This window comes from Porphyromonas endodontalis ATCC 35406 (genome assembly GCF_000174815.1).
GTDB lineage: Bacteria > Bacteroidota > Bacteroidia > Bacteroidales > Porphyromonadaceae > Porphyromonas > Porphyromonas endodontalis.
This window is the reverse complement of the sequence record NZ_ACNN01000026.1, coordinates 88,647-113,930: the sequence shown is the minus strand read 5'-3', so window position 1 is coordinate 113,930 and position 25,284 is coordinate 88,647. Positions and strand designations below refer to the sequence as shown.

The 25,284-nt window shown below is 46.1% G+C and carries 22 protein-coding genes; 17 read left to right on the top strand and 5 right to left on the bottom strand.

What is annotated here, in order from left to right:
- Nucleotides 1-100: 100 nt before the first annotated feature.
- From ligA to POREN0001_RS06350, 5 genes are all read right to left on the bottom strand, one after another.
- Complete coding sequence (gene ligA, locus POREN0001_RS06370) at nt 101-2,116, bottom strand: NAD-dependent DNA ligase LigA (protein WP_004334067.1); 2,016 nt, start codon at nt 2,114-2,116, stop codon at nt 101-103.
- Nucleotides 2,104-2,646 carry a GNAT family N-acetyltransferase gene (locus POREN0001_RS06365; RefSeq protein ID WP_004334172.1) on the bottom strand — a complete coding sequence of 181 codons (543 nt, stop codon included), beginning with the start codon at nt 2,644-2,646 and terminating at the stop codon, nt 2,104-2,106. Before POREN0001_RS06365 ends, ligA begins: the two co-directional genes overlap by 13 nt.
- A gap of 41 nt (nt 2,647-2,687) precedes the next feature.
- The gene (recR, locus tag POREN0001_RS06360) at nt 2,688-3,308 is read right to left on the bottom strand and encodes a recombination mediator RecR (protein ID WP_004334239.1); all 621 of its coding nucleotides are present in this window, start codon (nt 3,306-3,308) and stop codon (nt 2,688-2,690) included.
- Nucleotides 3,309-4,877: an Rne/Rng family ribonuclease gene (locus POREN0001_RS06355; RefSeq protein WP_004334182.1), complete on the bottom strand. Its 1,569-nt coding sequence runs from the start codon at nt 4,875-4,877 to the stop codon at nt 3,309-3,311.
- A gap of 433 nt (nt 4,878-5,310) precedes the next feature.
- A complete protein-coding gene (locus POREN0001_RS06350; RefSeq protein WP_004334174.1) occupies nt 5,311-5,601 on the bottom strand; it encodes an HU family DNA-binding protein in 291 nt (96 codons plus the stop codon).
- 552 nt (nt 5,602-6,153) lie between these two features.
- On the opposite strand from POREN0001_RS06350, the gene POREN0001_RS06345 reads away from it, so the two are divergent.
- From POREN0001_RS06345 to POREN0001_RS06265, 17 genes are all read left to right on the top strand, one after another.
- Nucleotides 6,154-6,804, top strand: a complete 651-nt coding sequence (locus POREN0001_RS06345) for a CoA transferase subunit A (RefSeq protein WP_004334316.1) — start codon at nt 6,154-6,156, stop codon at nt 6,802-6,804.
- Between the two features lie 44 nt (nt 6,805-6,848).
- Nucleotides 6,849-7,241 carry a 3-aminobutyryl-CoA ammonia lyase gene (gene kal / locus POREN0001_RS06340; protein ID WP_004334096.1) on the top strand — a complete coding sequence of 131 codons (393 nt, stop codon included), beginning with the start codon at nt 6,849-6,851 and terminating at the stop codon, nt 7,239-7,241.
- A gap of 13 nt (nt 7,242-7,254) precedes the next feature.
- Entirely contained in the window at nt 7,255-8,082 is an 828-nt protein-coding gene (gene kce / locus POREN0001_RS06335) for a 3-keto-5-aminohexanoate cleavage enzyme (protein ID WP_004334180.1), read from the top strand.
- A gap of 41 nt (nt 8,083-8,123) precedes the next feature.
- The gene (gene kdd, locus POREN0001_RS06330; protein WP_004334052.1) at nt 8,124-9,167 is read left to right on the top strand and encodes an L-erythro-3,5-diaminohexanoate dehydrogenase; all 1,044 of its coding nucleotides are present in this window, start codon (nt 8,124-8,126) and stop codon (nt 9,165-9,167) included.
- A 250-nt stretch (nt 9,168-9,417) separates the two neighbouring features.
- The gene (gene kamA, locus POREN0001_RS06325; RefSeq protein ID WP_004334271.1) at nt 9,418-10,674 is read left to right on the top strand and encodes a lysine 2,3-aminomutase; all 1,257 of its coding nucleotides are present in this window, start codon (nt 9,418-9,420) and stop codon (nt 10,672-10,674) included.
- Between the two features lie 71 nt (nt 10,675-10,745).
- The gene (gene kamB / locus POREN0001_RS06320) at nt 10,746-11,711 is read left to right on the top strand and encodes a lysine 5,6-aminomutase reactivase subunit KamB (RefSeq protein ID WP_224208847.1); all 966 of its coding nucleotides are present in this window, start codon (nt 10,746-10,748) and stop codon (nt 11,709-11,711) included.
- The gene (kamC, locus tag POREN0001_RS06315) at nt 11,708-13,099 is read left to right on the top strand and encodes a lysine 5,6-aminomutase reactivase ATPase KamC (protein WP_040581079.1); all 1,392 of its coding nucleotides are present in this window, start codon (nt 11,708-11,710) and stop codon (nt 13,097-13,099) included. The genes kamB and kamC overlap by 4 nt, the downstream gene beginning before the upstream one ends.
- A gap of 3 nt (nt 13,100-13,102) precedes the next feature.
- Nucleotides 13,103-14,674: a lysine 5,6-aminomutase subunit alpha gene (kamD, locus tag POREN0001_RS06310; protein ID WP_004334103.1), complete on the top strand. Its 1,572-nt coding sequence runs from the start codon at nt 13,103-13,105 to the stop codon at nt 14,672-14,674.
- Entirely contained in the window at nt 14,671-15,474 is an 804-nt protein-coding gene (gene kamE / locus POREN0001_RS06305; RefSeq protein WP_004334313.1) for a lysine 5,6-aminomutase subunit beta, read from the top strand. The genes kamD and kamE overlap by 4 nt, the downstream gene beginning before the upstream one ends.
- Nucleotides 15,475-15,518: 44 nt before the next feature.
- Nucleotides 15,519-16,181: a 3-oxoacid CoA-transferase subunit B gene (locus POREN0001_RS06300; protein ID WP_004334146.1), complete on the top strand. Its 663-nt coding sequence runs from the start codon at nt 15,519-15,521 to the stop codon at nt 16,179-16,181.
- 41 nt (nt 16,182-16,222) lie between these two features.
- A complete protein-coding gene (locus tag POREN0001_RS06295) occupies nt 16,223-17,362 on the top strand; it encodes an acyl-CoA dehydrogenase (protein WP_004334333.1) in 1,140 nt (379 codons plus the stop codon).
- An 18-nt stretch (nt 17,363-17,380) separates the two neighbouring features.
- Nucleotides 17,381-18,166, top strand: a complete 786-nt coding sequence (locus tag POREN0001_RS06290) for an electron transfer flavoprotein subunit beta/FixA family protein (protein WP_040581076.1) — start codon at nt 17,381-17,383, stop codon at nt 18,164-18,166.
- Nucleotides 18,167-18,174: 8 nt separating this feature from the next.
- Nucleotides 18,175-19,188, top strand: coding sequence for an electron transfer flavoprotein subunit alpha/FixB family protein (locus tag POREN0001_RS06285; protein WP_040581074.1), 1,014 nt, complete (start codon nt 18,175-18,177; stop codon nt 19,186-19,188).
- Nucleotides 19,189-19,209: 21 nt separating this feature from the next.
- Nucleotides 19,210-19,986: an enoyl-CoA hydratase-related protein gene (locus tag POREN0001_RS06280; protein ID WP_004334307.1), complete on the top strand. Its 777-nt coding sequence runs from the start codon at nt 19,210-19,212 to the stop codon at nt 19,984-19,986.
- A 63-nt stretch (nt 19,987-20,049) separates the two neighbouring features.
- Complete coding sequence (locus POREN0001_RS06275) at nt 20,050-20,895, top strand: 3-hydroxyacyl-CoA dehydrogenase NAD-binding domain-containing protein (protein WP_040581068.1); 846 nt, start codon at nt 20,050-20,052, stop codon at nt 20,893-20,895.
- Nucleotides 20,896-21,401: 506 nt separating this feature from the next.
- Complete coding sequence (locus POREN0001_RS06270; RefSeq protein ID WP_004334094.1) at nt 21,402-22,157, top strand: CPBP family intramembrane glutamic endopeptidase; 756 nt, start codon at nt 21,402-21,404, stop codon at nt 22,155-22,157.
- 9 nt (nt 22,158-22,166) lie between these two features.
- Nucleotides 22,167-25,229 (top strand): PD-(D/E)XK nuclease family protein, encoded by a 3,063-nt coding sequence (locus POREN0001_RS06265; protein ID WP_004334326.1) that lies wholly within the window; start codon nt 22,167-22,169, stop codon nt 25,227-25,229.
- Nucleotides 25,230-25,284: the final 55 nt, after the last annotated feature.

The following is a 25,284-nucleotide window of genomic DNA, read 5'->3' as shown; positions in this document are numbered from 1 at the left end:
AGCAGCGAAGAACTAATGTACAAATAGGCCTAAAAAAAGTACCTCTTGACAGTATATCAGAGGTACTTTACTTCAAAAGAGGGAAAAAGTATCCCTTCTTCTATTTTGTGTTTGGGAGGTCTACGAGTGCGAGAAATTCATCTTCGGATAGAAGAGGAATACCCAGAGAGAGGGCTTTCTCTCGTTTGCTGGGGCCCATATCTTCTCCAGCTAAGATAAAAGATGTTTTCTGGGAAATAGAGGAGACTTTCTTCCCTCCTAACTGCTCTATAATCTGCGTATACTCGTCCCGAGTATGCTGACTAAAGGTTCCGCTTATCACAATAGATTTCCCCTCCAGAGGGCGCGAAATCGCCTCAGAAATGCCTTCCTCCACAGGGTTAGATAGGGTCACTCCAAACTCTTTGAGGGCTGCAATAATCTTCTGATTGCGCTCATCGGCAAAGAAAGAAACAATACTCTCAGCAATGCGTTCACCAATACCATCAATAGTTTGTAGCTCCTCTTGAGAGGCTTCCATTAGGGTTTCAATCGAATTGAAGGTGCGAGTTAGGATTTTTGCCACGTTTTCTCCCACATAGCGAATACCCAATCCAAACAAGATTGCGGGGAACGGACGCGACTTGGATTGCTCTATACTTCCCAGGAGATTCCCCGTAGCGCATTCTTTAAACCCATCAAGAGAGAGAATATCATCGGCTGTAAGGCGATACAAATCGCAGATGGATTTGACAAAACCGCGGCTGTAAAGGGCATCTATCGTCTCGGGGCCAATGGTAATATCGGCAGCCTTTCGTTGCGTATAATGCTCTATGGAGCCCTTTATTTGCATAGGGCACCCTAGTTTATTCGGACAGAAATATCCGACTTCACCTTCAGCCTTTATAAGGGTCGTACCACAGTCCGGACACGTAGAAGGAAAGACGATTGGCAGGGCATCAGACTGCCGAAGAGATTTGTCAACTCCTGCTATTTTAGGGATGATTTCACCCCCTTTTTCCACATATACATAGTCCTTTTGATGCAAATCCAATGAGAGGATAAAGTCAGCATTGTGCAGAGTGGCTCGGCGTACTACCGTGCCCGATATCAGTATGGGAGCAAGGTTTGCAACGGGGGTAATAATCCCCGTTCTTCCCACTTGATAGGAGACATCAATCAACTGAGTAGAGGCCCGCTCCGGTTGGTATTTATAGGCGATAGCCCAACGTGGACCTTTGGCCGTAAAACCGATTGTTTGCTGTAATGCAAGGGAATCCACTTTGAGGACAATTCCATCGGTGGCGAAAGGAAGGGATCGACGTGCTGTATCCCAATGGTCAATAAAAGCGTATATATCCTCTAGCGTAGAGCACTGGGCACTGTAGTCCGAGACTTTTATTCCCCAAGACTTTGCCAAATGAAGACGTTCTGCATGGCTATCTATATCTAGCCCATTCACCAATAAATAATAGAAAAAAGCATCAAGTCTGCGCTCTGATACTACGCTGGTATCTAACTGTTTCAAGGTGCCTGAAGCGGCATTTCTCGGGTTGGCAAATGGATCCTTTCCCTCTGCCAATCGTTGGCTATTTATCCTTTCAAATTCATCATATGGGAGTAAAATCTCCCCTCTCACTTCTACTCTGGGGGGGATATTCTCCCCTAATAGCCGAAGGGGGATTGAGCGAATCGTGCGAATATTGTTTGTAACATCGTCACCCTCAATGCCGTCTCCTCTAGTAATTGCTTGGCTAAGCTCCCCATTGAGATAGACGACAGCGATGGAAAGACCATCGAACTTGAGTTCGCAATCCAAGGTCAAAGAGCCATTCCCCGAGTGCAAACGGTGCCAAAACTCCCGCACCTCGTCATAATTGTAGGTATTGGATAAGGAAAGCATAGGAACGGAATGCCGCACTGAGACAAAGCTGGGATTCCGATCACTTCCTACTCGTTGGGTAGGAGAGGTGGGGGTAATAAGCTCGGGATGCTGTGCTTCCAGATCAATCAATTGTTGCATCAGACGATCGAATTCTACGTCAGAAATCAGAGGCGTAGAAAGTACATAATAGCGATAATTATGCTGTTCGATTTCGCTCCTTAGCTGCTCTATTCTCTCTTCTACTCCGGGCATAATTGATATATAATTAGATCTTGATAGGCTCCATGTTGCCACTGCCATTGAGGTAATCGTGCTACCCTTTTATAGTGGCTTTGGTCAAAAAAACTCATGGCCTTGGCATTGTATCCCACCACTTCTGCGTACAATTGATGCAAGCGTAATAGGTCAAAAGTATAATGCTCTATGCACGATAACATCCGTCTTCCGTAGCCCTTATGCTGCCACGAGGGTAGCACAACGAGCCCCACGGCAGCTCGCCGATGGAAATGGTCGTAGTTGTAAAGCTCTATGTATCCTATGGGGGTGGGATTTTCCTCTTCTTCGGACTTTACTTCTGCAATGAGCATGAGGGAGCCGTTTTCTATGAGATGCGAATTGCCAAGCTGCACAAATTGTTGTGCCTGATACCTTGCCAAAGGCTCGTATAGCGTGTTACTTTCGGCTAGCAATGGGTCATTTTCCCAAGAGTGAAGCAAGTGGGCATCATCCGGTTCTACAAGGCGTAGAGCAAGTTCTTTGTCCCTCAAACAGTCTAATCTCATTGGCTTGCCTACTTAATGGATTATACTCTTCTTTTTCCGTTTTATCGGAAAGACTGTGTGAAGTCACTCCTATCTCGTAAAGCTCTTGCGAGGGTAACTTCATCAGTATATTCTAGTTCATCCCCCATAGCAATTCCTCTTGAGAGCAAACTCACATGCACCCCTAGAGGGGCTAAACGCTTGTAGATATAAAAGTTAGTAGTCTCCCCTTCCATAGTGGGGCTGATGGCTAAGATAACCTCTTTTATTTGCTCTCTAGGAACGCGCTCTACAAGAGACTCTATCTCTAAGTCTTGGGGAGCAATTCCGTCAATGGGGGATATAACCCCTCCTAATACATGGTACAAGCCTTTGTACTGTGCAGTGCGTTCGATAGACATAACATCGCGGATATTCTCCACTACACAGATGGTTTGCGTATCGCGAGAGGGGTCAGAACAGATAGGACAGCATGGGCTATCGCTTATGTTATGACATCTTTCGCAATAGATAATATTCTCCCTCAATTCTATGATGGAAGAGCCTAATAAATTGGCAAAGCTCTCCGGTCGGCGCAAAATATAAAGAGCCAACCGAAGAGCTGTTTTCCGCCCGACACCGGGCAATAATGATAGTTGGTCTACGGCTTTTTCGAGCCACTTAGACGGATATTTCGAAGTCATTTAATCGTCGAAAACATCTAAGTCGTTACCCTCTTTGTCGTAAAACTTATAGTCTAAGAATGCAATACTTTGGTCTTCTACCAACTTAAGTCCACGGGAATACTTCTTACGCCATCGAGAAAACTCAGATGGCGAGAAGATCTCATGTCTCTGTAGGTAGGCAGCAACATAGGGGTTTACATGCAAATTGCATTGTCTTACATTATGATTCTCTATGAGGTCGGCCACCTTTTTTTCTATCTGCTCAACAAGGAGTATTGAGGCTTGCATTTTGCCCGTCCCCATACAAGTAGGGCAGGTTTCTTCGGTATGCTCGGTAGTTGCTTCGCGCACTCTTTGGCGCGTTATCTGCATGACACAGAACTTGCTAAGCGGGAGAATATTGTGTTTAGCTCGGTCTGTTTTCATAAGAGCCCTCATGTGATCGTATAATTGTTTACAATGCTGAGGGTCGTTCATATCGATAAAGTCTACAACAATGATTCCGCCCATGTCTCGCAATCGAAGTTGGCGTGCAAGTTCTTCTGCGGCAGAGAGATTCACATCTAGAGCTGTATCTTCTTGCGCATTCGACTTGCGCGAGCGATTTCCACTATTTACATCAACCACGTGCATTGCCTCCGTCTTTTCGATAATGAGGTATGCCCCACCCTTGTAGGTAACGGTGCGCCCAAAGAGTGATTTTACTTGTCTGGTTACGTCGTAGTGATCGAAGATAGGCTTGCTATTGTCGTAGTACGATACTATGTCTGTGCTATCGGGAGCTATGGTTGAAATATAGTCCTTAATAGCCCCATACATATCCTTGTCGTTTATAGCAATTTCCGTGTAAGTAGCAGCACTAAAGGTATCCCTTAATAGACTTAGTGCCCTATTGGGTTCTGCACAAATGAGCGCAGGAGCTTTTGCTCGAGGGAGCTTCTTGACGCTATCGTTCCAGCGATTGACCAAACGATTAAGCTCCGCATGTAGCTCTAGAGCCTTTTTCCCTATCGCCGAGGTACGTATCACTACTGTAAATCCCTCCGGCTTAATACTCTGTATCAGGCTTTTAAGCCGCTTACCCTCTTCCTTTGAGGAGATTTTTTTCGATACAGAAACCTTGTTGCCAAAGGGGAATAACACCATGCTGCGCCCTGCAAGAGATAGCGTAGTAGAAAGGCGAGCTCCTTTGGTCGAGATAGGCTCTTTTGTTACTTGTACCAATAGGGTTTGACCAGCTGATAAAACATTCTCTATCTTACCCTCGCGAGGAAGGGCAACACCCGGCGCTACCTTGGTGAGAGGGGGAAGATTACGGCCTTGAGCTATCATCTTTAGGTAATTTTCGGTAGCTCCAAACTCCATCCCCAAATCATAATAATGTAAGAAAGCATCCTGCCCAGACCCTATATCCACAAAAGCTGCATTCAGCCCAGGCATAATCTTCCGTACCTTTCCGAGGTAAATGTCCCCCACGGCGCAAGAAGAGTTGCTCTTTTCTCGCTGAAATTCCACGAGTTTACGATCCTCAAGAAGGGCCATAGCCACTTCTTTGGGCCGTACATCAATGATTAATTGACTATCCACGTGTTTACTTTGTTTACTTGTGATATAATCTTTGGTAGTCTGCTACCAATCCTAGAGAGGGAGAAGGGATTTTATGTGCTTTGGGGGCAGTATCCCATCTTTTTCTCCTTAGGAAACAAAACTCGGACTTTCGTGCTGTATCCCCCATTATAACCACGCAAGAGGGATACTACCCACATTCAGGAGTTCCCTCTTACGAAGAGCCTGCAAAGGTTTCAGCACAAGCCCGAACCCTAAAACAGCCCAAAGGCTGTAGGGTTACTTCTTCTTATGACGATTCTTCTTCAAACGTTTTTTACGCTTGTGCGTTGCCATCTTGTGTCTTTTTCTCTTCTTACCACTTGGCATATTGTCTCCAAATTAAAGGGTGAAACTTACTTTGTTTATTGTTTTTGGTAGCTATCAACACTATGTTAATAGAGCCACTTTTGATTTATTTCTTGATCTCTGTTCCCCCTAGCATCTCAGAGAAAACTTTAGAAGGCTTGAAGCTGGGAACATTGTGCTTCGGGATAATAATAGCCTCCTTCTTTGAGATGTTGCGAGCTATCTTCTGAGCTCTCTCTCTAATAACAAAACTCCCAAACCCTCTGAGATAGATATTGTTGCCCTGAGCCATCTCATCCTTGACAACATCCATAAAAGTCTCTACGGTACGCAATACTTCGTCACGATCTAATCCTGTTCTCTTAGCTATCTGAGCCACAAGGTCTGCCTTTGTCATTACTATCTTAATTTATAATTATCTGATACTCTATACAGTTTCGGTGTACAAAGGTAGCAATTAATTCGCTTGGAAATACAGGCTTGTAGTATTTTTCCTATCACGGGGAAATGAAGCACAAGTGAGAAACGGAGAAAATGCTGCTGCCCTAGACTTAAAAAAGTATAGGCCTAGAGCAATATTTTTCTTGGCTGGAAACAGAAATTTTCTCAGGTAGAAACCGAGGGTATTCTTAGGCTAAATATTTTTTGATACTACCCTAGTTTTCTGATGGCTTTGCCTTAGTCCTAATGCTCCGGCTGGGGGCAAAGAATCTCTTCTAGAATAATCTAGATCTATCGGGTTAGGCTCCAGGAGATACCTCTTATTCCCCCTTTCTCCAAAACTCCAGAATCTTTTTCGCCAACTATTCGTGCTAATCACTTATAAATTGGTAACTTTGGGGCGAAAACGAAATCTGCTCACCATTTAACCTTTGCTCAGAGGCTAAATGGGTGCGGGTGGAGTTTGTTATTTAGGCAACAGATAACATATAATATAATGACAGGAACCATGAAGAAGGCTATTACACTAGCCGAGCTCACCGCCAAGTTTCACGACGGTATGTCTGTGATGATGGGCGGATTCTTGGGGAATGGAACCCCGGAACGAATTGTAGACGCCCTCGTAGAGAGCGGCGTTAAGGATCTCACTCTCATTACCAATGACACCTCGTATCCCGAAATGGGTTGCGGTCGTCTCATTGCCAATCATCAAGTAAAGAAGCTCATTGTATCGCATATTGGTACGAATCCTCTAACAGGAGAGCAGCTCAATGATGGCTCGTTAGAAATTGAGTTCAGCCCTCAAGGCACTCTAGCCGAACGCATCCGCTGCGGAGGCTCTGGGCTTGGTGGTGCTCTCACTTCCACAGGTTTGGGCACTGTTATTGCCGAAGGTAAAGAGTTGGTAAAGGTCGATGGGAAAGAGTATCTACTTGAGAAGCCCATCCGTGCTGAGTTTGCTTTTCTCAAAGGCTCTATTGGCGATGAAAAGGGTAACCTCGTGTATAAAGGGACTTCACAAAACTTCCAACCTCTCATGGCAATGGCTGCAGATACCGTTGTAGTAGAGATTGAAGAGTTGGTGCCGGTAGGAGCTATAGAGCCCCATGCTGTGCATACCCCCAGTATCTTTGTAGATCATATCGTAGTAGATAAATAACCCATTATTAATAGGAGTGTAAACTATACTAATACAATAAGTTTATGAGTAATCCAAAATCTATGATTCGTCTGCGTATGTCTCAAGCAGATGCACACTATGGTGGCAATCTTGTAGATGGTGCACGTATGCTGCAGCTCTTTGGTGATGTGGCAACAGAGCTTCTCATTATCCAAGATGGTGACGAAGGTCTCTTTTGTGCCTATGACAACGTGGAGTTTCTAAACCCCGTATATGCAGGAGACTACATCGAAGCTGTAGGGGAAATAACCCATGTAGGTAATTCTTCTCGTAAGATGACGTTTGAGGCTCGTAAGGTAATTAAGCCTCGTCCTGACATTAGCGACTCTGCAGCCGACGTATTGGCAGAACCCATCGTAGTATGTCGTGCTACAGGTACCTGTGTGGTACCCGTTAAATGCCAGCGTAATAAATAAGGTATAGTTCGGTATGGAAAAACTCATTATTACAGCTGCCATTTGTGGCGCAGAGGTAACCAAAGAACAGAATCCTGCGGTACCCTATACTGTAGAAGAGATTGTACGTGAGGCCAAAAGCGCCTACGATGCCGGTGCTGCCGTTGTACATATCCACGTACGCGAAGATGATGGAACGCCCACTCAGAGCCGAGATCGCTTCAAAGTATGCATGGATGCTGTGCGCGAGGCTTGCCCTGATGTTATTCTTATTCCCTCTACCGGAGGAGCTGTAGGGATGACTGCAGAAGAGCGTTTGCAACCCACAGAGCTATTCCCCGAAATGGCAACATTGGATTGTGGTACATGTAACTTTGGAGACGAAGTTTTCGAAAACACCATGCCCATGATGCGCACCTTTGGGAAGAGAATGCTCGAAAATAATATCAAGCCCGAGTACGAATGCTTCGAAATGGGGCACTTGGATACCATCTTACGCATGGCTGCCAAGGGCGAAGTTCCCGGTGATCCTATGCAATTTAACTTCGTATTGGGCGTTCCGGGCTGTACTCCTGCAACGGTAGAAAATCTTGTGTGGCTGGTTAATCGCATCCCCGCAGGTTCTACTTGGACTGCCACAGGTATTGGCCGTAGTGCCTTTACATTGGCTGCTCCCACCATCGTAATGGGAGGAAATGTTCGCGTTGGTTTTGAAGACAATCTGAATATTTCTCGTGGAGTGCTTGCTCGCTCTAATGGAGAGTTGGTAGAAAAAGTGGTGCGTCTATCTCGTGAATTGGGTCGTGAGATCGCCTCGCCTGCCGAAGCTCGTGCCATCCTCTCCCTTCGTCCTCTCAAGTAGTTATTTATCATTAAAACGATTAATTCAATATAATTCGCTCTATGCAAAAAAAAGGCAACAAATACGGTACGCACCGCGTACTCGATCCTCAAGGCGTACTTCCACAGCCTGCCAACAAGATTGACAACAACATGGATGAGATCTACGACAACGAGATTCTCATCGATGTACAAACCTTGAATATTGACTCTGCTAGCTTTACACAGATCCACGAGCAAGCTGGCGGCGATAAGGCAAAGATCGCAGAAATCATGCTCGGCATCGTAGAAAAGCAAGGTAAGCACCGCAACCCTGTAACAGGTTCCGGTGGTATGCTCCTCGGGACTGTTGAGAAGATTGGTGATGCTCTCAAAGGCAAAATCGATCTCAAAGAAGGAGATAAGATTGCTACTCTTGTTTCCCTTTCTCTTACTCCACTTCGCATTGATAAGATCAAGGAAATTCGCCCTGATGTAGACCAAGTGGACATTGATGGTAAGGCTATTCTTTTCGAAAGCGGTATCTATGCCAAGATCCCTACAGACCTTCCCGAAAAGCTAGCTCTCTCTGCTCTCGACGTGGCTGGTGCTCCTGCTCAAACAGCTAAGCTTGTAAAGCCCGGCGATACAGTATTGATCATTGGTGCCGGTGGTAAGAGCGGTATGCTCTGCTGCTACGAAGCCATGAAGCGTGCCGGTGTTACAGGTAAGGTAATCGGTCTTTGCCACTCTCAAAAGAGCGCAGATCGTCTCAAAGCCCTCGGCTTCTGCCACACTGTATTTACAGCAGATGCTACTCAACCCGTACCTGTAATGGAAAAAATCTCTGAGCTAACAGGTGGCCAAATGTGCGATGTTACAATCAATAACGTAAACATCCCCGATACAGAGATGACAAGTATCCTCTGCACCAAAAACGATGGTGTAGTATACTTCTTCTCTATGGCAACCAGCTTTACCAAGGCAGCTCTTGGTGCAGAAGGTGTTGGTAGCGACGTTACGATGATTGTAGGTAATGGCTATACAAAGGGTCATGCCGAAATCACGCTACAAGAACTCAGAGAAAACGAAGCTCTCCGTAAGATCTTTACCGATCTTTACGCATAATTTGACCTAGAGAGATAGATGTAGGGCATCTCCTAGAGAGGGGAGGTTCTACATCTATTTCCAAAGCAATCACGCTCTTTTTTGGGGTGGGTTCTCCCCCTCATTTGCTCATCTGTTTACCTCCGCTGCCCGGCTCACAATTAAGGTACTGAGGTCGACTCCAAGAGTTACTCCCTACTAGGGAGGGTTCGTGTTTGTTTCTTTCCTCCTTTAAGGCAACCTCAGATATTATCTCAAGAATATCTCCGAAATGAACGAAAGTAGAAGAAAATACTATTTCCCTGACGTAACCGATGAACAGTGGAACGACTGGCGTTGGCAGGTGAAGAATCGGATTGAGACACTCGATGATCTCAAAAAGTATGTTACTCTCACCCCTGAAGAAGAGGAGGGAGTACGGGAGTCTCTCAAGAGCCTCCGCATGGCTATCACACCCTATTACCTTAGCTTAATAGATCCCAACGACCCTAATGACCCCGTACGTAAGCAGTCTGTACCTACGGCCAACGAGCTAATCATTAGCGAAGAAGACCAACTTGACCCTCTAAGTGAGGATGAAGACTCTCCTACTCCGGGGCTTACACACCGCTATCCCGATCGTGTGCTGTTCTTAATTACAGACATGTGCTCAATGTATTGTCGCCATTGTACACGTCGTCGATTTGCGGGACAAAAAGATGCAGCATCGCCTCGTGAGCGAATCGATAAGGCTATAGAATATATCGAACGTACCCCCGAAGTACGAGACGTGCTACTATCGGGAGGAGACGCTTTGATGGTTAGCGACTCTATGATCGAGTATATCTTACAGCGTTTGCGTGCCATCGATCATGTGGAAATTATCCGCTTTGGCTCTCGTACTCCCGTAGTTTTGCCACAGCGTATCACTCCTGAGCTAGTGGAAATCCTCAAGAAGTATCACCCCATTTGGCTCAACACTCATTTCAATCACCCCAATGAAATTACGGCAGAGTCGAAGGAAGCTTGTGAACGACTAGCCAATGCCGGAGTACCCCTTGGTAACCAAACGGTATTGCTCCGAGGGATTAACGACTGCACCTACGTGATGAAGAAGTTGGTACATGAGTTAGTAAAGATTCGTGTACGCCCCTACTACATCTATGTATGTGACTTGTCTCGTGGTATTGGGCACTTCCGTACTCCCGTATCTAAGGGTATTGAGATCATAGAAAACCTCCGTGGGCACACCTCCGGATACGCTGTTCCTACCTTCGTGGTAGACGCTCCCGGTGGTGGAGGGAAGATCCCCGTTATGCCCAATTATATCGTATCTCAGGCTCCTAATCGAGTGGTACTCCGCAATTATGAAGGTGTACTTACCACCTACACAGAGCCTGCTCATTACGAAGAGGAGTGCCATTGCCCCGAGTGCGAAAAGCAACGCAAGGACGGAGTGGCAGCTCTGCTTGCCGGGCAACAGCTTGCCATCGAGCCTAGTAAATTGGCTCGTAAAGAACGCAACCGCAAGCGTCAAGAAAGTAAATAATCACGTTTCTCTCTTCATCAATGCCCTTTATATCAGGCCTTACTCAGCTGCGTAGTCTTTCCATCGTAGGAATGGCAAAAAACACAGGAAAGACGGAATGTCTTAACTATGTTTTGCGTCGTTTGTGGGAAGAGTATCCCCAAGTAAGTTTGGCATTGACCTCTATTGGTATTGATGGAGAGCGTCGGGATCAAGTAACTCAAACCGATAAACCCGAGATTTGTCTACACCCCGGCACTCTCTTTGTTACGGCCGAAAAGTTTTATCGTAACAAGATGGTTGCAGCGGAGGTGGTAGGTATCGATGAGCAATACACGACTTCTCTTGGTCGAGCCATCTATGCAAAGTCTAAGGGAACAGGCAAGGTACTGATTGCAGGCCCTGCCTCAACAGGAGGTTTGAAACACATTATAAGGAAGATGCGAGATAGGAACATTGATCTAACCATTATCGATGGCGCCCTATCTCGTATCAGCCTAGCTGCTCCCTCTGTGTCAGAAGGAATGATTTTGGCAACAGGGGCAGCTTATAGTGTACAACCGGAGGAGTTAATCCGCAAAACACACCATCTCTATCGGCTTATACAACTGCCGGAGTATCCGTCAAGAGCTATTGCAGAGGGTCTTGCAGATGCGGAGAGGGGTATGTTTGTGATTGATCCTGAAGGGAATGTTTTTGAGACGGGATTTATTTCTGCCCTGTCGGATCGAATCTGGCAGGATGTGGAATGGCTGCAACGGGGGGATACCCTTTTCGTTGCAGGCGTAGTCTCAGACCTTCTCTTGGAGAAACTCAGAATGATAGATAGCCATCGAACGCTCGTGGTACGAGACTTTACTCGTCTGTTCGCTTCGCCTCTTGCCATCGACAAGTACCTCTCTTCGGGGAAAGAATTGCGCGTGCTCTATGGCACTAAGCTCATGGCTGTTACCTTTAATCCCCTAGCCCCCTCGGGCTATCGGCTTGATTCTGAAAAGATGTGTACACGCTTGCAAGAGTCGTTGGGTGTACCCGTATATGATGTATGTCGGTTATGAATGTATTGCGGAATAGTATAGAGTCTATTGCGGGTCTTCGCTTCGTCGTGAACTCGCTAGAGCTGGCGTCCTCCCCCGGTAGGCAGGCTCTTCTAGAGACTTCTTGGACTTCGAGTAGAGAAAATATACTACAACGCCTCGAAAAAGTAACGCGCTTCTATAAGTATTTAGAGGACGAACAGAGCAACAAGGGCTTGCAAGAGTTACACCTTCTACTACAAGATGTACGCAATATAGCCGGCTCTATTGCTTTACTAAAAGAGCGTCATAGCAGTTGTAGTGATGTAGATTTCTATGAGCTTAAGTGCCTTGCGCTGGTTGCAGCCAAAGTGAGTCGCTTAGCAGAGATGCATTCACTTCAATTGGAAGATATGCCCTCGTTAGAAGCTCCTCTCTCTATCCTTGATATTGATGGAGAGCGTCTTCCCTCTTTCTTTATCTCTGATGGTTATAGTGCCACCTTAGCGCAGCAACGAAAAGAGATAGAGAGAACTAAAACGGACGAAGAGCGAGACCGATTAGCTATGGCCGCAGCACAGGAAGAGGATCGGGTGCGCCGCCGTCTAACGAAAGAGCTAGCCCCCTTTGCCGATGACTTTAGTCGCGTACTTGGAGCTCTGGCAATGGACGATCTTTTGCTGGCCAAGGCGCGCTGGGCTTATGAGCATCATTACTGCTGCCCTACCCCTTTATCGGCAGATTCAGAGACTGATTTTTGTGATCTAATTCACCCGGAAGTCGCTGAAAAACTGACTGAACGTGGGGAGCACTTTCAACCGGTATCCATTCGCTTTGGTGCCCATCCTACCCTTATAACAGGAGCCAACATGGCAGGAAAGAGTGTATTGCTTTCTGCTATTACATTGGCACAAGCTCTCATGCAATATGGCTTTTATGTACCGGCAAGAGAAGCTAAGATTGCTGTTGTAGATGACATCATCGGCTCTATAGGAGACGGACAAAACTTTGATGAGGGTCTCTCCTCTTTTGGAGCTGAAGTCTTGCGTCTCAATAACATTGTGCAAGCCATTAAAGCTGGCAGTATCCTCTTGGTTCCGATAGATGAACCTGCCCGCACTACAAATCCGGACGAAGGTTGCGCCCTCGTGGACGCCCTCGTGAGGCTATTTGCAAAGTACAATGTACGCTCCGTTATCACCACACACTATAGCGGTATATCAGCACCTTGTTGTAGATATAGAGTGCGTGGATTTATCGAAGAGAGGTTGCAACTCCCTCTCGAAGTAAATAAGCTAAACAAATACATTGATTACTCCCTAATCAAAGACTCCTCAGATACAGCCCCACACGAGGCTGTACGTATTGCCGAGATTTTGGGTATTGATAAAGAGTTGCTCCAGTACTGTAAAGAAAAATTGAACTTATAGAGAATGAATAAGAGTAAAGTAGGGATAGACTTCTCTAAAGTAGAACGCGCCCGTCATACAGCTCGCGAGATTGCCAATGAGGTACAAGAGTTTGTAGATAGGTACACTACGGTGGCAGTAGAACGTACGCTCTGCCGCTTTATTGGCATTGACGATGTTGATGCCAATGGAGTTCCCCTCCCAAATGTCGTTGTAAACCATCTTCACGAGAATAAACTTCTATCGGATGGGGCTCTGTTTTATATAGCCAATGCCATGGCAGCAACGGGGAAAAATCCCCAGCAGGTGGCAGAAGGTGTAGCAGAGGGGACTATAGATCTAAAACGCTATCCGTCGCTTGATAAAGAGGGGGTGGCCAATACCTTAGAACCCTATATCCTAGAAGGGATAAAGAAAATCGCTGCTAAGCGAGCTCGCCGTGAAGAGTATCTTCGTACCATAGGCGAGGGACCTCAGCCTTACTTATACGTGATCGTAGCTACAGGCAACATCTACGAAGACGTAGTGCAAGCTCAGGCTGCTGCTCGCCAGGGTGCCGATATTATTGCAGTTATCCGCACCACGGGACAAAGTTTGCTCGACTATGTACCCTATGGAGCAACCACAGAAGGTTTTGGAGGTACGTTTGCTACTCAAGAGAACTTCCGCATTATGCGTAAGGCTTTGGATGAAGTGGGAGAAGAAGTTGGACGTTATATCCGTCTCTGTAACTACTGCTCCGGGCTCTGTATGCCCGAAATTGCCATCATGGGAGCGTTCGAAGGCCTTGATGTTATGCTCAACGATGCTCTCTATGGTATCCTATTCCGAGACATCAATATGCAACGTACTCTTGTAGACCAGTACATGAGTCGCGTTATCAATGGCTTTGCCGGAGTAATCATCAACACCGGAGAAGACAATTACCTCACTACGGCGGATGCCGTGGAAGAAGCCCATACCGTACTTGCCTCCGACCTAATTAATGAGCAATTTGCTCTAAAAGCAGGTCTACCGGAGGAACAAATGGGACTTGGGCATGCCTTTGAGATGGATCCTATGCTAGAGAATGGCTTCCTCTACGAGCTTGCTCAGGCTCAGATGACAAGGGAGATATTCCCCAAGGCTCCGCTCAAATATATGCCTCCTACGAAGTTTATGACAGGGAATATATTCCGTGGCCACATACAAGATGCTCTCTTCAATATGATTGGGATTTGGACACATCAAGGGCTTCAACTTCTTGGGATGCCTACAGAGGCTATCCATACTCCATTCATGAGTGATCGCTACCTCTCTATCGAAAATGCTCGTTATATTTTCAACAATATGCGATCAATTGGCGAAGATGTAGAGTTTAAGGAAGGGGGAATCATGCAAACCCGTGCACGTTTAGTCCTAGACAAAACAATTAACCTCCTAGACGAAATCAATCAACAGGGTATCTTTACGGCACTTTCTAAAGGAACTTTTGCCGATGTAAAGCGTCCTATTGATGGAGGAAAGGGGTTGGATGGTGTTGCTTCTAAGGGAGATCATTACTACAACCCAACGATTGAACTGATGAAAAACTTTAGAATAGAGGGTAAGCTATGAGTGGTGGATTATATTCGATGGAGGAAAAGGACTTTGACCGCACGCTAGACTTAGCGAAGGTAAAGCCCTATGGAGATACAATGAACGATGGTAAGATACAGTTGAGTTTTACTCTACCTGTACCCATCGGAGCAGAAGCAGAAGAAGCGGCAAAGCTACTACTCAAAGAGATGGGTTTGCAAAACCCCATGGTAGTTTTCTCTAAGGAACTTACCAATGGATTTACCTTCTTCAACTGCTATGGCAACTGTAGTCATACGGTAGACTACTCCAATATTTATGTTCCTAAAGTAGAAACTACTACTTGGGATATGGGCGAAACGGATGATTTTATCCGTACGAATATAGGTCGTCCTATCCGCATTATAGGAGCGAGTACAGGTACCGATGCTCACACTGTGGGGATTGATGCCATTATGAACATGAAGGGATTTGCCGGCCATTATGGCCTGGAGCGATACGACATGATCGAGGCTCTCAATCTCGGAAGCCAAGTGCCCAACGAAGAGTTCATCAGCAAGGCTCTTGATTACAAAGCCGATGCTCTACTCGTATCACAAACCGTAACACAAAAAGATGTACATATCAAAAACCTTACAGAACTCGTAGAACTTCTCGAAGCAGAAGGCCTAAGAGATAAGGTAATATTGGCTTGTGGCGGTCCACGTATTACGCATGAGCTTGCCAAAGAACTCGGGTATGATGCAGGTTTTGGTGCTAATACTTTTGCCGACGATGTGGCCTCCTATATAGCACAGGAGCTCCACCGCCGTATGGAAGAAGGGTTAGTGGAAAAGTAAATCTCAACAAGACAAAAAGAAGAATCAATTAAAAGCATATAGCCATGGACAAGAATGAAATAAGAGAGACTATTGCACGACGTGTAGCTCTCGAACTAAAAGATGGAGATGTGGTTAACCTCGGTATAGGTCTGCCAACAATGGTTCCCAATTACCTTAAAGCCGATGTTGAGGTAATGCTCCAGAGTGAAAATGGAATGATCGGCATGGGACCTGCTCCCAAAGAGGGAGAAGAGTCTGCAGAGTGGACCAACGCCGGAGGCGGTTTTATTACACCGGTGCCGGGGGCCGCTACATTCGATAGTGCAACTTCGTTTGGAATCATCCGTGGTGGGCATGTGGATGTAAGTATTTTGGGAGCTCTCGAGGTGGATGAAAACGGAGACCTCGCAAACTGGATTATTCCTGGCAAAAAAGCACCGGGTATGGGGGGAGCAATGGACCTCCTCGTAGGTACTCGTAAAGTAATTCTTGCCATGGAGCATACCGCCAAAGGGACCCCAAAGATTCTCAAAAAATGCCGTCTCCCTCTTACGGCACAGGGACAAGTAGATTTGATTATCACAGAAATGTGTGTGATTGAGGTACGCAAAGGTGAGGGATTGGTAGTAACGGAGCTTAATGAGCACTTTACTCGCGAGGAAGTTATTGCAGCTACAGAAGCTTCTATTATCTTTGCGGAAGATTTGCGCCCAATGCGCCAATGAGAAGAGAAGAGAGACTATTATTAAGAATCAAATAAATCACTATGGATTTTTCACAAACTCCACAAGAGCAACTGTTCTTGCAGATGATCACTGCTTTTGCAGAGAAGGAAGTAAAACCCTTAGCTGCAGAGATTGATGAACAAGAACGCTTCCCCATCGAAACGGTTAAGAAGATGGCGAAGTTGGGTATTATGGGGATCCCCATTCCTACTCAATATGGCGGTGCCGGTGCAACCAATCAAATGTACTCTATGGCTGTAGAGGAACTAAGCCGCGTATGTGCTACCACTGGGGTAGTCGTATCGGCTCACACTTCTTTGTGTTGTGCTCCTATCCTTGAGCATGGTACTGAAGAGCAAAAAATGAAGTATCTACCCAAGCTTGCCTCTGGTGAGTGGATTGGTGCGTTTGGTCTCACAGAGCCCAATGCCGGAACAGATGCCTCTGCTCAACAAACCTTTGCCGTAGATAATGGAGATCACTGGGTACTCAATGGTACTAAAATCTTTATTACCAATGCTGAGTACGCACACGTGTACATCATCTTTGCAATGACCGATAAGAGCCAAGGTAATCATGGTATTTCTGCATTTATTGTAGAAAAGGATATGCCCGGCTTTAGCATTGGTAAGAAAGAGCTTAAGCTCGGTATCCGTGGATCTGCTACGTGTGAGCTTATTATGGAGAACTGCATTGTTCCCAAAGAAAACCTCCTCGGCAAAATCGGCGGTGGCTTCAAGATTGCCATGAAGACTCTTGATGGTGGTCGTGTTGGTATCGCATCTCAAGCTGTAGGGATTGCCCGCGGTGCTATGGACGAAACTGTTAAGTACACGAAGGAGCGTAAGCAGTTTGGTCGCAGCATTGCCAAATTCCAAAACACACAATTCCAGCTTGCAGATCTACAAACTCGCATCGAATGTGCTCAGCTTCTCATCCGTCGTGCCTCTTGGCTCAAGGATGCCCAACTCCCCTACTCTGTAGCTGCAGCCGAAGCAAAGCTCTTCTGTGCAGAGACAGCAATGGAGGTAACAACCAAGGCTGTACAGTTCCATGGCGGTTATGGCTATACTCGCGAATATCCTGTTGAACGTATGATGCGCGATGCCAAGATTACAGAGATTTACGAAGGAACCAGCGAAGTTCAACGCATGGTTATTTCTGCAAACCTATTAAAATAAGAAGGAGGACTATAGATGTTGAAAATAGTTGTTTGTATCAAACAAGTTCCCGATACAACTGAGATTAAGCTCGATCCCGTAAAAGGAACGCTCATCCGTGATGGGGTACCTAGCATTATGAACCCCGATGATAAGGGTGCGCTAGAGCAAGCCCTTCTCTTCAAAGACAAGTTTGGTGCTGAGGTAACCTGTATTACCATGGGACCTCCTCAAGCAAAGGAAATCATCCGCGAAGCTTTCGCTATGGGTGTAGACAAGGGATACCTTGTAACAGACCGTCGTTTTGGTGGTGCTGATACCCTCGCAACAAGCTACACCCTCTCTCAAGCTCTTCGTACTCTTGAGTATGATATTATCTTGGCTGGTCGTCAGGCTATCGACGGGGATACGGCACAAGTTGGTCCTCAGATCGCTGAGCAACTCGACCTCCCACAGGTTACTTATGTTGAGAATGTTGAGTTCGATGGTAAGGATCTATTGACCGTTCGTCGCAATGTAGAAGAAGGTCACGAAGTACTCGAAGTAAAGCTTCCTTGTATGCTTACTTTCCTTGCTTCTGCCTACGAACCTCGCTATATGAACGTACGTGGTATCATGGAAGCCTTCGACAAAGAAATTGTTGAATTGAATGCTGATAGCTTCCCTGTAGATCCCGAACGTTTAGGTCTTAAGGGATCTCCTACGAGCGTTAAGAAGTCATTTACCAAGGGAGCTAAGGCTATGGGGACTCTCCACGATGAGATCACTCCGGAAGAGGCTGCCGATATTATTATCGAAAAACTCAAAGAGAAATTCATTATCTAATGCATACTATGGACAAGGAACAATATAAAGGAATTCAAGTCTTTGCGGAGCAACGTGAAGGTGTAGTTCAGAACGTTGCATTCGAGCTAATCGGTAAGGCACGTGAATTGGCAGACTCTATTGGAGAAAAGGTTACAGCTGTTCTTCTCGGACAGAATGTAGCAAACCTCAGCCAAGAGCTCATTGCTGCCGGTGCAGACCGTGTACTCCTTGTTGAGCACGATCTCCTCAAAGACTATGTGACAGAGCAATACGCACAAGCTATTACTCACATCCTCAATACATACAAACCTGAGATATTCCTCTTAGGAGCTACAACTATAGGTCGTGACCTTGGTCCCCGCCTCTCTGCACGTATGCACACCGGTCTTACAGCAGACTGTACCTCCCTTGAGATCAATGAAGATCGCAATCTTCTCATGACTCGTCCCGCCTTTGGTGGTAACCTCATGGCTACGATTATCTGTAAGGAGCATCGTCCTCAGATGTCTACAGTGCGTCCCGGCGTGATGCGTAGAAAGGAAAGCGACCCCTCTCGTAAGGGCGAAGTAGAAAAGGTTGTAGTACCTTTTGACGAATCGAAGTGCCGCGTTCGCTTGGTACGTAAGGAGCGTGAAGAAAAGAACCTCATTGACATTACAGAAGCACACGTTCTCGTATCAGGAGGTCGTGGTGTTGGTACCAATGATGGCTTCGAAAAGCTCACCGCTCTTGCAGCAACCCTCGGAGCAGAAGTTTCTTCTTCTCGTGCAATGGTTGACGCAGGCATTATGTCACACGATCGTCAGGTAGGTCAGACGGGTAAGACTGTTCGTCCTAATCTCTATCTCGCATTGGGTATTTCCGGAGCTATTCAGCACCTTGCCGGTATGGAAGAGTCTGAATACATTATCGCCATCAATAAGGATAAGTTTGCTCCTATCTTCCAAGTTGCAGACCTTGGTCTCGTAGGCGATCTCCACAAGATTGTACCCATTCTGAACGAAAAGCTAAAAGTAGAACTTGCTAAGTCGGGGCGCTAACCCCACTTAAAAAGATTCGCTATGAGTACTTCGTACACTACAATTCGTCTCGATTGTAAAGGTGCTATAGCAACGCTTACAATCGACCGACCAGAAAGCCTCAATGCGCTCTCTCGTAAAGTATTGGAGGAGCTAGAACAGGCTTTGCACGAAGTCGCTAGTAATACGGAAATCCGCGTCCTTCTCCTCACCGGAGAGGGGCGCGCTTTTGTTGCCGGAGCCGACATTGCCGAGATGCGTTCGCTATCTCCTTCCGAAGCTAAAGACTTTGGAGCGTTGGGTAGTCGAGTATTTCGCACGATCGAATTAATGCCTATGCCGGTTATTGCAGCCGTCAACGGATTTTGTTTGGGAGGTGGATGTGAAATGGCTCTTAGTGCAGATATCCGTATTGCTTCGTCTAAGGCAAAGTTTGGACAGCCTGAGGTTGGCTTGGGTATTATGCCCGGCTTTAGTGGCACTCAGCGATTGCCTCGTACAATTGGTGTAGGGAAAGCAAAAGAATTGATCTATACGGGTCGTGTTATCAGAGCAGACGAAGCTCTTGCCATAGGCTTGGTCAACCAGGTTGTGGAGCCAGAGGAGCTTATAAATACGGCTCTTGAGCTCGCCCAAGAGATTGCATCCCAATCGCCCAATGCGGTGCGCCTATCCAAAGAGGCTATCAATAGAGGCTTACAAAGCGACATTGACACAGGCATTGCAGCAGAGAATACGCTCTTTGGTCTTGCCTTTGCACATCCCAATCAACAAGAGGGGATGTCCGCATTCTTGGAGAAGCGTAAACCTCAATTCTAAATCAAAAGGATGAACATTCTCCCCTCTTGGGAGGTTGTATTCAAAATTAATACTACAGATAAGATGAAAATAGCAGTTATCGGTAACGGTACCATGGGTGCAGGCATTGTACAATGCGCAGCTCAGCACAATATGGATATCGTAATGAAAGGACGCAGCAAGGAGTCTCTTGATAAGGCAATGCTCAAGCTAAAAAAGAACTTTGCACGTCTCGTAGAAAAGGGTAAGATTACAGAAGAACAATCTGCTCAGTACTATGCCCATATTAAGGCTACACAAGACTTTGCAGATATAGCCGACGCCGATCTCATTATCGAAGCTCTCTCCGAGGATATGGAGGTAAAAAAGGCAACGCTTCGCAATCTTGATGGTATCATCAAACCAGAAGCTATCTTTGCTACCAACACGTCTTCTCTGAGTATTACAGAACTAGCCTCGGTAACGAATCGTCCTGCAAAGGTGATTGGTATGCACTTCTTCAATCCTGTACCTCAGATGAAGTTGGTAGAAGTGATCAGCGGACAATGTACATGTCCCGAGGTGCTCGCTGTGGTTCTTGACCTTTGCGCACAACTCGAAAAGACCGCAGTGCGTGTGAGCGAAGCTCCCGGTTTCGTTGTAAATAGGATTCTTATCCCCATGATTAACGAAGCTATCGGGGAACTTGCTGATGGCGTAGCTACTGCAGAAGAGATTGATGCCGCTATGAAGCTTGGTGCCAATCACCCCATGGGTCCTCTCGAATTGGGAGACTTTATCGGGCTTGATGTTTGCCTTGCCATTATGGAAGTGCTTCATAATGAGTATGGCGACGATAAGTATCGCCCCCATCCTCTCTTGCGCAAGAAGGTACGCGCCGGTCAGCTCGGACGTAAAACGGGATATGGCATCTACGATTATTCTAAATAAGATCGCCACCGTTTAAGATCGTTCTAAGCTAAACAATATAGTAGGGTTGAGTGCACCATGGGGTGCATTCAACCCTATTCTTTTCTATTCATTTGCCTTTGAGAGGTACTTCGAGGCTCCCTTTTGGAGAAGACGTCAGAGGATGTCGGCACTCTTCCTTCTCTTTACCTAGAAATACTAGTATCCATAAAGATTCCATTTCTGCCAAAATCCTCCCCCCTCTTGCCTAAAAATGAAACCGATTTCACCCAAAAGGAGGGGACACTTTCAGCTAAAAAGAGCCCCAATTCTACCTGAGAAAGATTTCTATTTTAGCTAAATACTAGAAGAGTACTACTCTAACCTTTTCTCTGTACATGAAATAAGTCCTTTAATCATACATGTTCCCTTTTCCTTATTACAGGAGAAAGAGATACAAGACCTAGTCTATTTTGTATCTTTGTAATAACTATTCAGAAGACCATTTGAGTAGGAAATAATTGACTCCTCTCCCAATAGTCCCCTCTATGATTTTGCCCCCTCCTGCACAAGCCATTTCCCCTCATCTCGGTATTTCTCCGGCAAAAGAAGTCCTCACCTTTATCTTGAGCCTCCTTTTGGGGTTTGGATTGTTTGGTGCAATTTACACCCTGCTTTCTCCCCTATTATCTCACTCGATATTCGGGATTGCCATTACGCAAAATATCGTTGTTTTTTTGGGGTCAGCATCGCTCTATGCCTATTGCGTATTCCGCAAAAAGGCTCCCAAAGCTTTGGGATTAACAGCTCCACAACCTATTATACAAGGCAAAAGCAGATGGTACGAAGGAGGAATTATACTGGGAATAACACTCCTTGTTTGGGGAATATCAGCGCTGTTGCAATATGCCGCGGGAGAAGCTATCGAAGCACTACCCAAAGAGGTAGGGGCATGGATAACCCAATACGAAGAAAAAAGTAGATCCATGCTAGAGATGCTGCAGGGTGATGGCTCTGTAGGAAGTCGCTTGAAACAGATCCTTATCATCGGTATGCTAACGGGCGTTTGCGAAGAGATTTTGCTGAGAGGGGCTTTACAACCTCTGCTTATTCGCCTAACTCATAGCCCCATTGTCGGCATCCTCTTGACAGCTATCATCTTTAGCTTATTACATCAGTCAGTCCTTAATTTTCTTCCCATTATGGTACTAGCCCTTTGGTTTGGATGTCTTCGTCACTATTCCGGCTCCATTGTTTGGGGGGTACTTATCCATATACTCAACAATAGCTTGGCTCTCTTTTAATCGCTTATCATGATGCAATCTCAAGAAGACTCTTTTCTTTCTCTCCTTGCCTCTCGCTGTATCAATCAATATGGGGCTGAGCTTCATCAATGTTGTTTTGTCTTTCCTTCGCAACGTGCCGGTACATTCTTCCGCTATGAGTTAAGCAAACGCCTGACCCAGCCCTCCTTTTCTCCACAGATTATTACAGTAGAGAGCCTTACTGAGAAACTATCCGGACTCAAATCAGCACAACGTACCCAGCAAGTTTGCCTTCTCTATCGCGAGATTGTAACCCTAAGAGAAGAACTCGGATTTCCCCTTGATGAGAAAAGCAACCCTCACCTCCCCTTTGATCATGCTGAGAAGCTTTTGTCGGACTTCAATGATATAGACAACTATCTCGTAGAGCCGGACGAGATTTTCCACAACCTAAAGGCTCTAGATGACCTTACCTCTCTCGATTATATAAGCCCGGAACAAAAAGAAGCAATCGAAATCTTTTTTGGGTACCTAAGCAAGGTTAATAGCGATAAGAAAGAACGCCTTGAGGAGCTATTCTCGGCGATGACCACCGAGATGCAACTTCTCTATCATCGTTTTCGAGCCACCCTCGAGAGTTTAGGATTAGGGTATAGTGGAATGCTTGCCCGCCGTGCTGCAGAACTAGACGAAGAGACTTTTGACAGGAATCTACAAAAGCTTCTCTCCCCATCTGTTAGGCATATTATTGTTGCCGGATTGTATCACCTATCAACAGCCGAACGCGAGATACTAAAACGCCTGAAACGCACCAATAACCACTACTCCACCTCATTTTATTGGGAAGAGGTGAAGCTTGCGAATCATACCACCCCCTCCGACTGGGGCTTTCTGATCGGCAAAACGATGCAAGAGAGTAAGCAAGAGCTAGGAGGCGAGTGGCTAAGTACCCAAGAGAAAGGGGTGCCCAAGATAGATATTGTACAGATCCCTTCGGATATAGGGCGGAGTAAGTTAGTGCCTACTCTACTCCAAGAGCTCATAGGCGATGCTCCACGTGCTGTAGAAGATTTGCAGTGTGCCATTGCACTCCCCGAGGTTAATACGCTACTTCCATTACTCGATGCTCTACAAGGGATTTCCCATCCCATCAATATAACCATGGGATATCCCCTGCATCTCTCCTCTGTGGCAGTATGGCTCCATAGATACATTGAGCTACAGCAGTTTACCCGATGGAGTGAAAAAGGGGAACTTCTCCCACTTGACGCTCTTGAGCACCTCATCAAGCATCCGCTGAGCAACCTCTTGGTAAGTAGTGAGGAACTATCCCCGCTCAACGAAGCTCTTCGATACAACTATTACTACATCGACTATCAAAAGATATGTGCTCTTTACCCTCAAGATCTCCCGGAGCCTCTTCGCCTTCTTATTGAGCCCATATCGGATAAGTCAGTCCTAATTCAAAGGCTCATCACCCTACTCAACCGGCTTGCCTCCCTGCTCCAAGAAGAAGATAATGATGCAGAGGAGGCAGACTCAAAGGCAGAGGCCGGTCACGTTCACTACATCCGTGTGCTTGAGATCGAGTTTGTCAAAAAACTGAGAGACCTCGTCATACAAGTGGGCAACCTACTCCCTCTGATGGGAGATACCGCAGAGCGCACCATTCTGTATCGTCTTCTCTTTAAGTTGGTAGAGGAGGAAACGCTCCCCTTCGAAGGAGAACCGCTGGAGGGGCTGCAAATTATGGGCTTCTTAGAGAGCCGACTCATTAACTTCGATTATCTCATTATCCCAGAGAGCAACGAGGGAGCACTCCCTCACAAACGTCCCATAAACAGAGGATATATCCCATACAACGTGCGCCTAGGATATAATATGCCTACCTATCAATCCGATGATTACACGGAGGCTTATTACTTCTATCGCCTTATAAGCCGTGCCCGTAGGGTTTTCTTTATTGTGGATAGTAGAAGTGAAAAAGAACCCTCTCGTTTCTTGGCACAACTACGCTACCTTTTCCATCTCACACCCCAAGAGCATACCGTAAAGGTATCTATGCTGGCGACTCAAACGCCCAAGATTGTCATCCCTAAGGATGAGGCGGCAATGACAGTTCTTAGGGAATACACTACGAGCAACAGAGACGACATAAAGAAAGCACTCTCGGCTAGTAGTCTCTCCACTTATGCCCTATGTCCTCTGCAATTTTACTACAAATACATACGACAGATTCCTGAGATAGAAGAACGCACAGATCTACTCTCCCCAGGGGACTTTGGTACTGTTATACACGATGTAATGCAGCACCTGTATGAGCCCTATGAGGGAAAGTTGCTTTCTTCTCAAGACTATGAGTGGTTGATCGATCCGCATACCTCTCTGCCGAGAATCAGTACAATAGTAAACTCCTACTATGCCCAAAATGTACTGCATCAAAATAGTACTCCCAAAGAAATTGAGGGGATGCATCAAATGTACATTAGGATGATAATGGAGGAGGTTTACGCTGTCTTGAAGTTTGATGCGCAGTACATCCGAAGGGGGCATCAACTCGCCTATGTGGCCTCCGAGCAGCGAATTGATATGATAGAGCCTCTCCCAGAACTGGGGATTGATGTACGCTTCAAGGGCTTCATAGACAGATTGGATGAGGTAGATGGTCTCTTGCGCATTGTGGACTATAAAACAGGATCGGACTCCCAAACTTTCAAGGATTGGAATCAACTCTACTTCGCCCAAGAGAAATCTCAGCACCGCAAAGCTATTGCCCAAATCTTTCTTTATTCGGAGGCCGTTCTCCGCTTGGTGGAAAACGGAAGGGCTCAGCAAGAGGGGCTAAATTGGCTGCAACCTAGGCACAATCGGGTGCAACCCTCTCTGTATCAACTAAAGGGGATGTGTAGCAATAAGGAGAGTTACAACCCCCTGATAAGGTTCAATCAAACAGAGATAGAGGACTATGCAACCTCGGAGATACGCGATTCTTATTGCCACGAGCTGCACGAAGTTCTTCTCCGTCTCTTCTCTCCGGATGTACCCTTTGCTCAAACAGAAGATGAAGAAGCCTGCCGTTATTGCGCTTTTAAGGCTATTTGTGCCCGCTAATGTATCTCTAATAGCTCATAAAGTGCTTACTTTGCATAGCCGATAAGCGTATCGG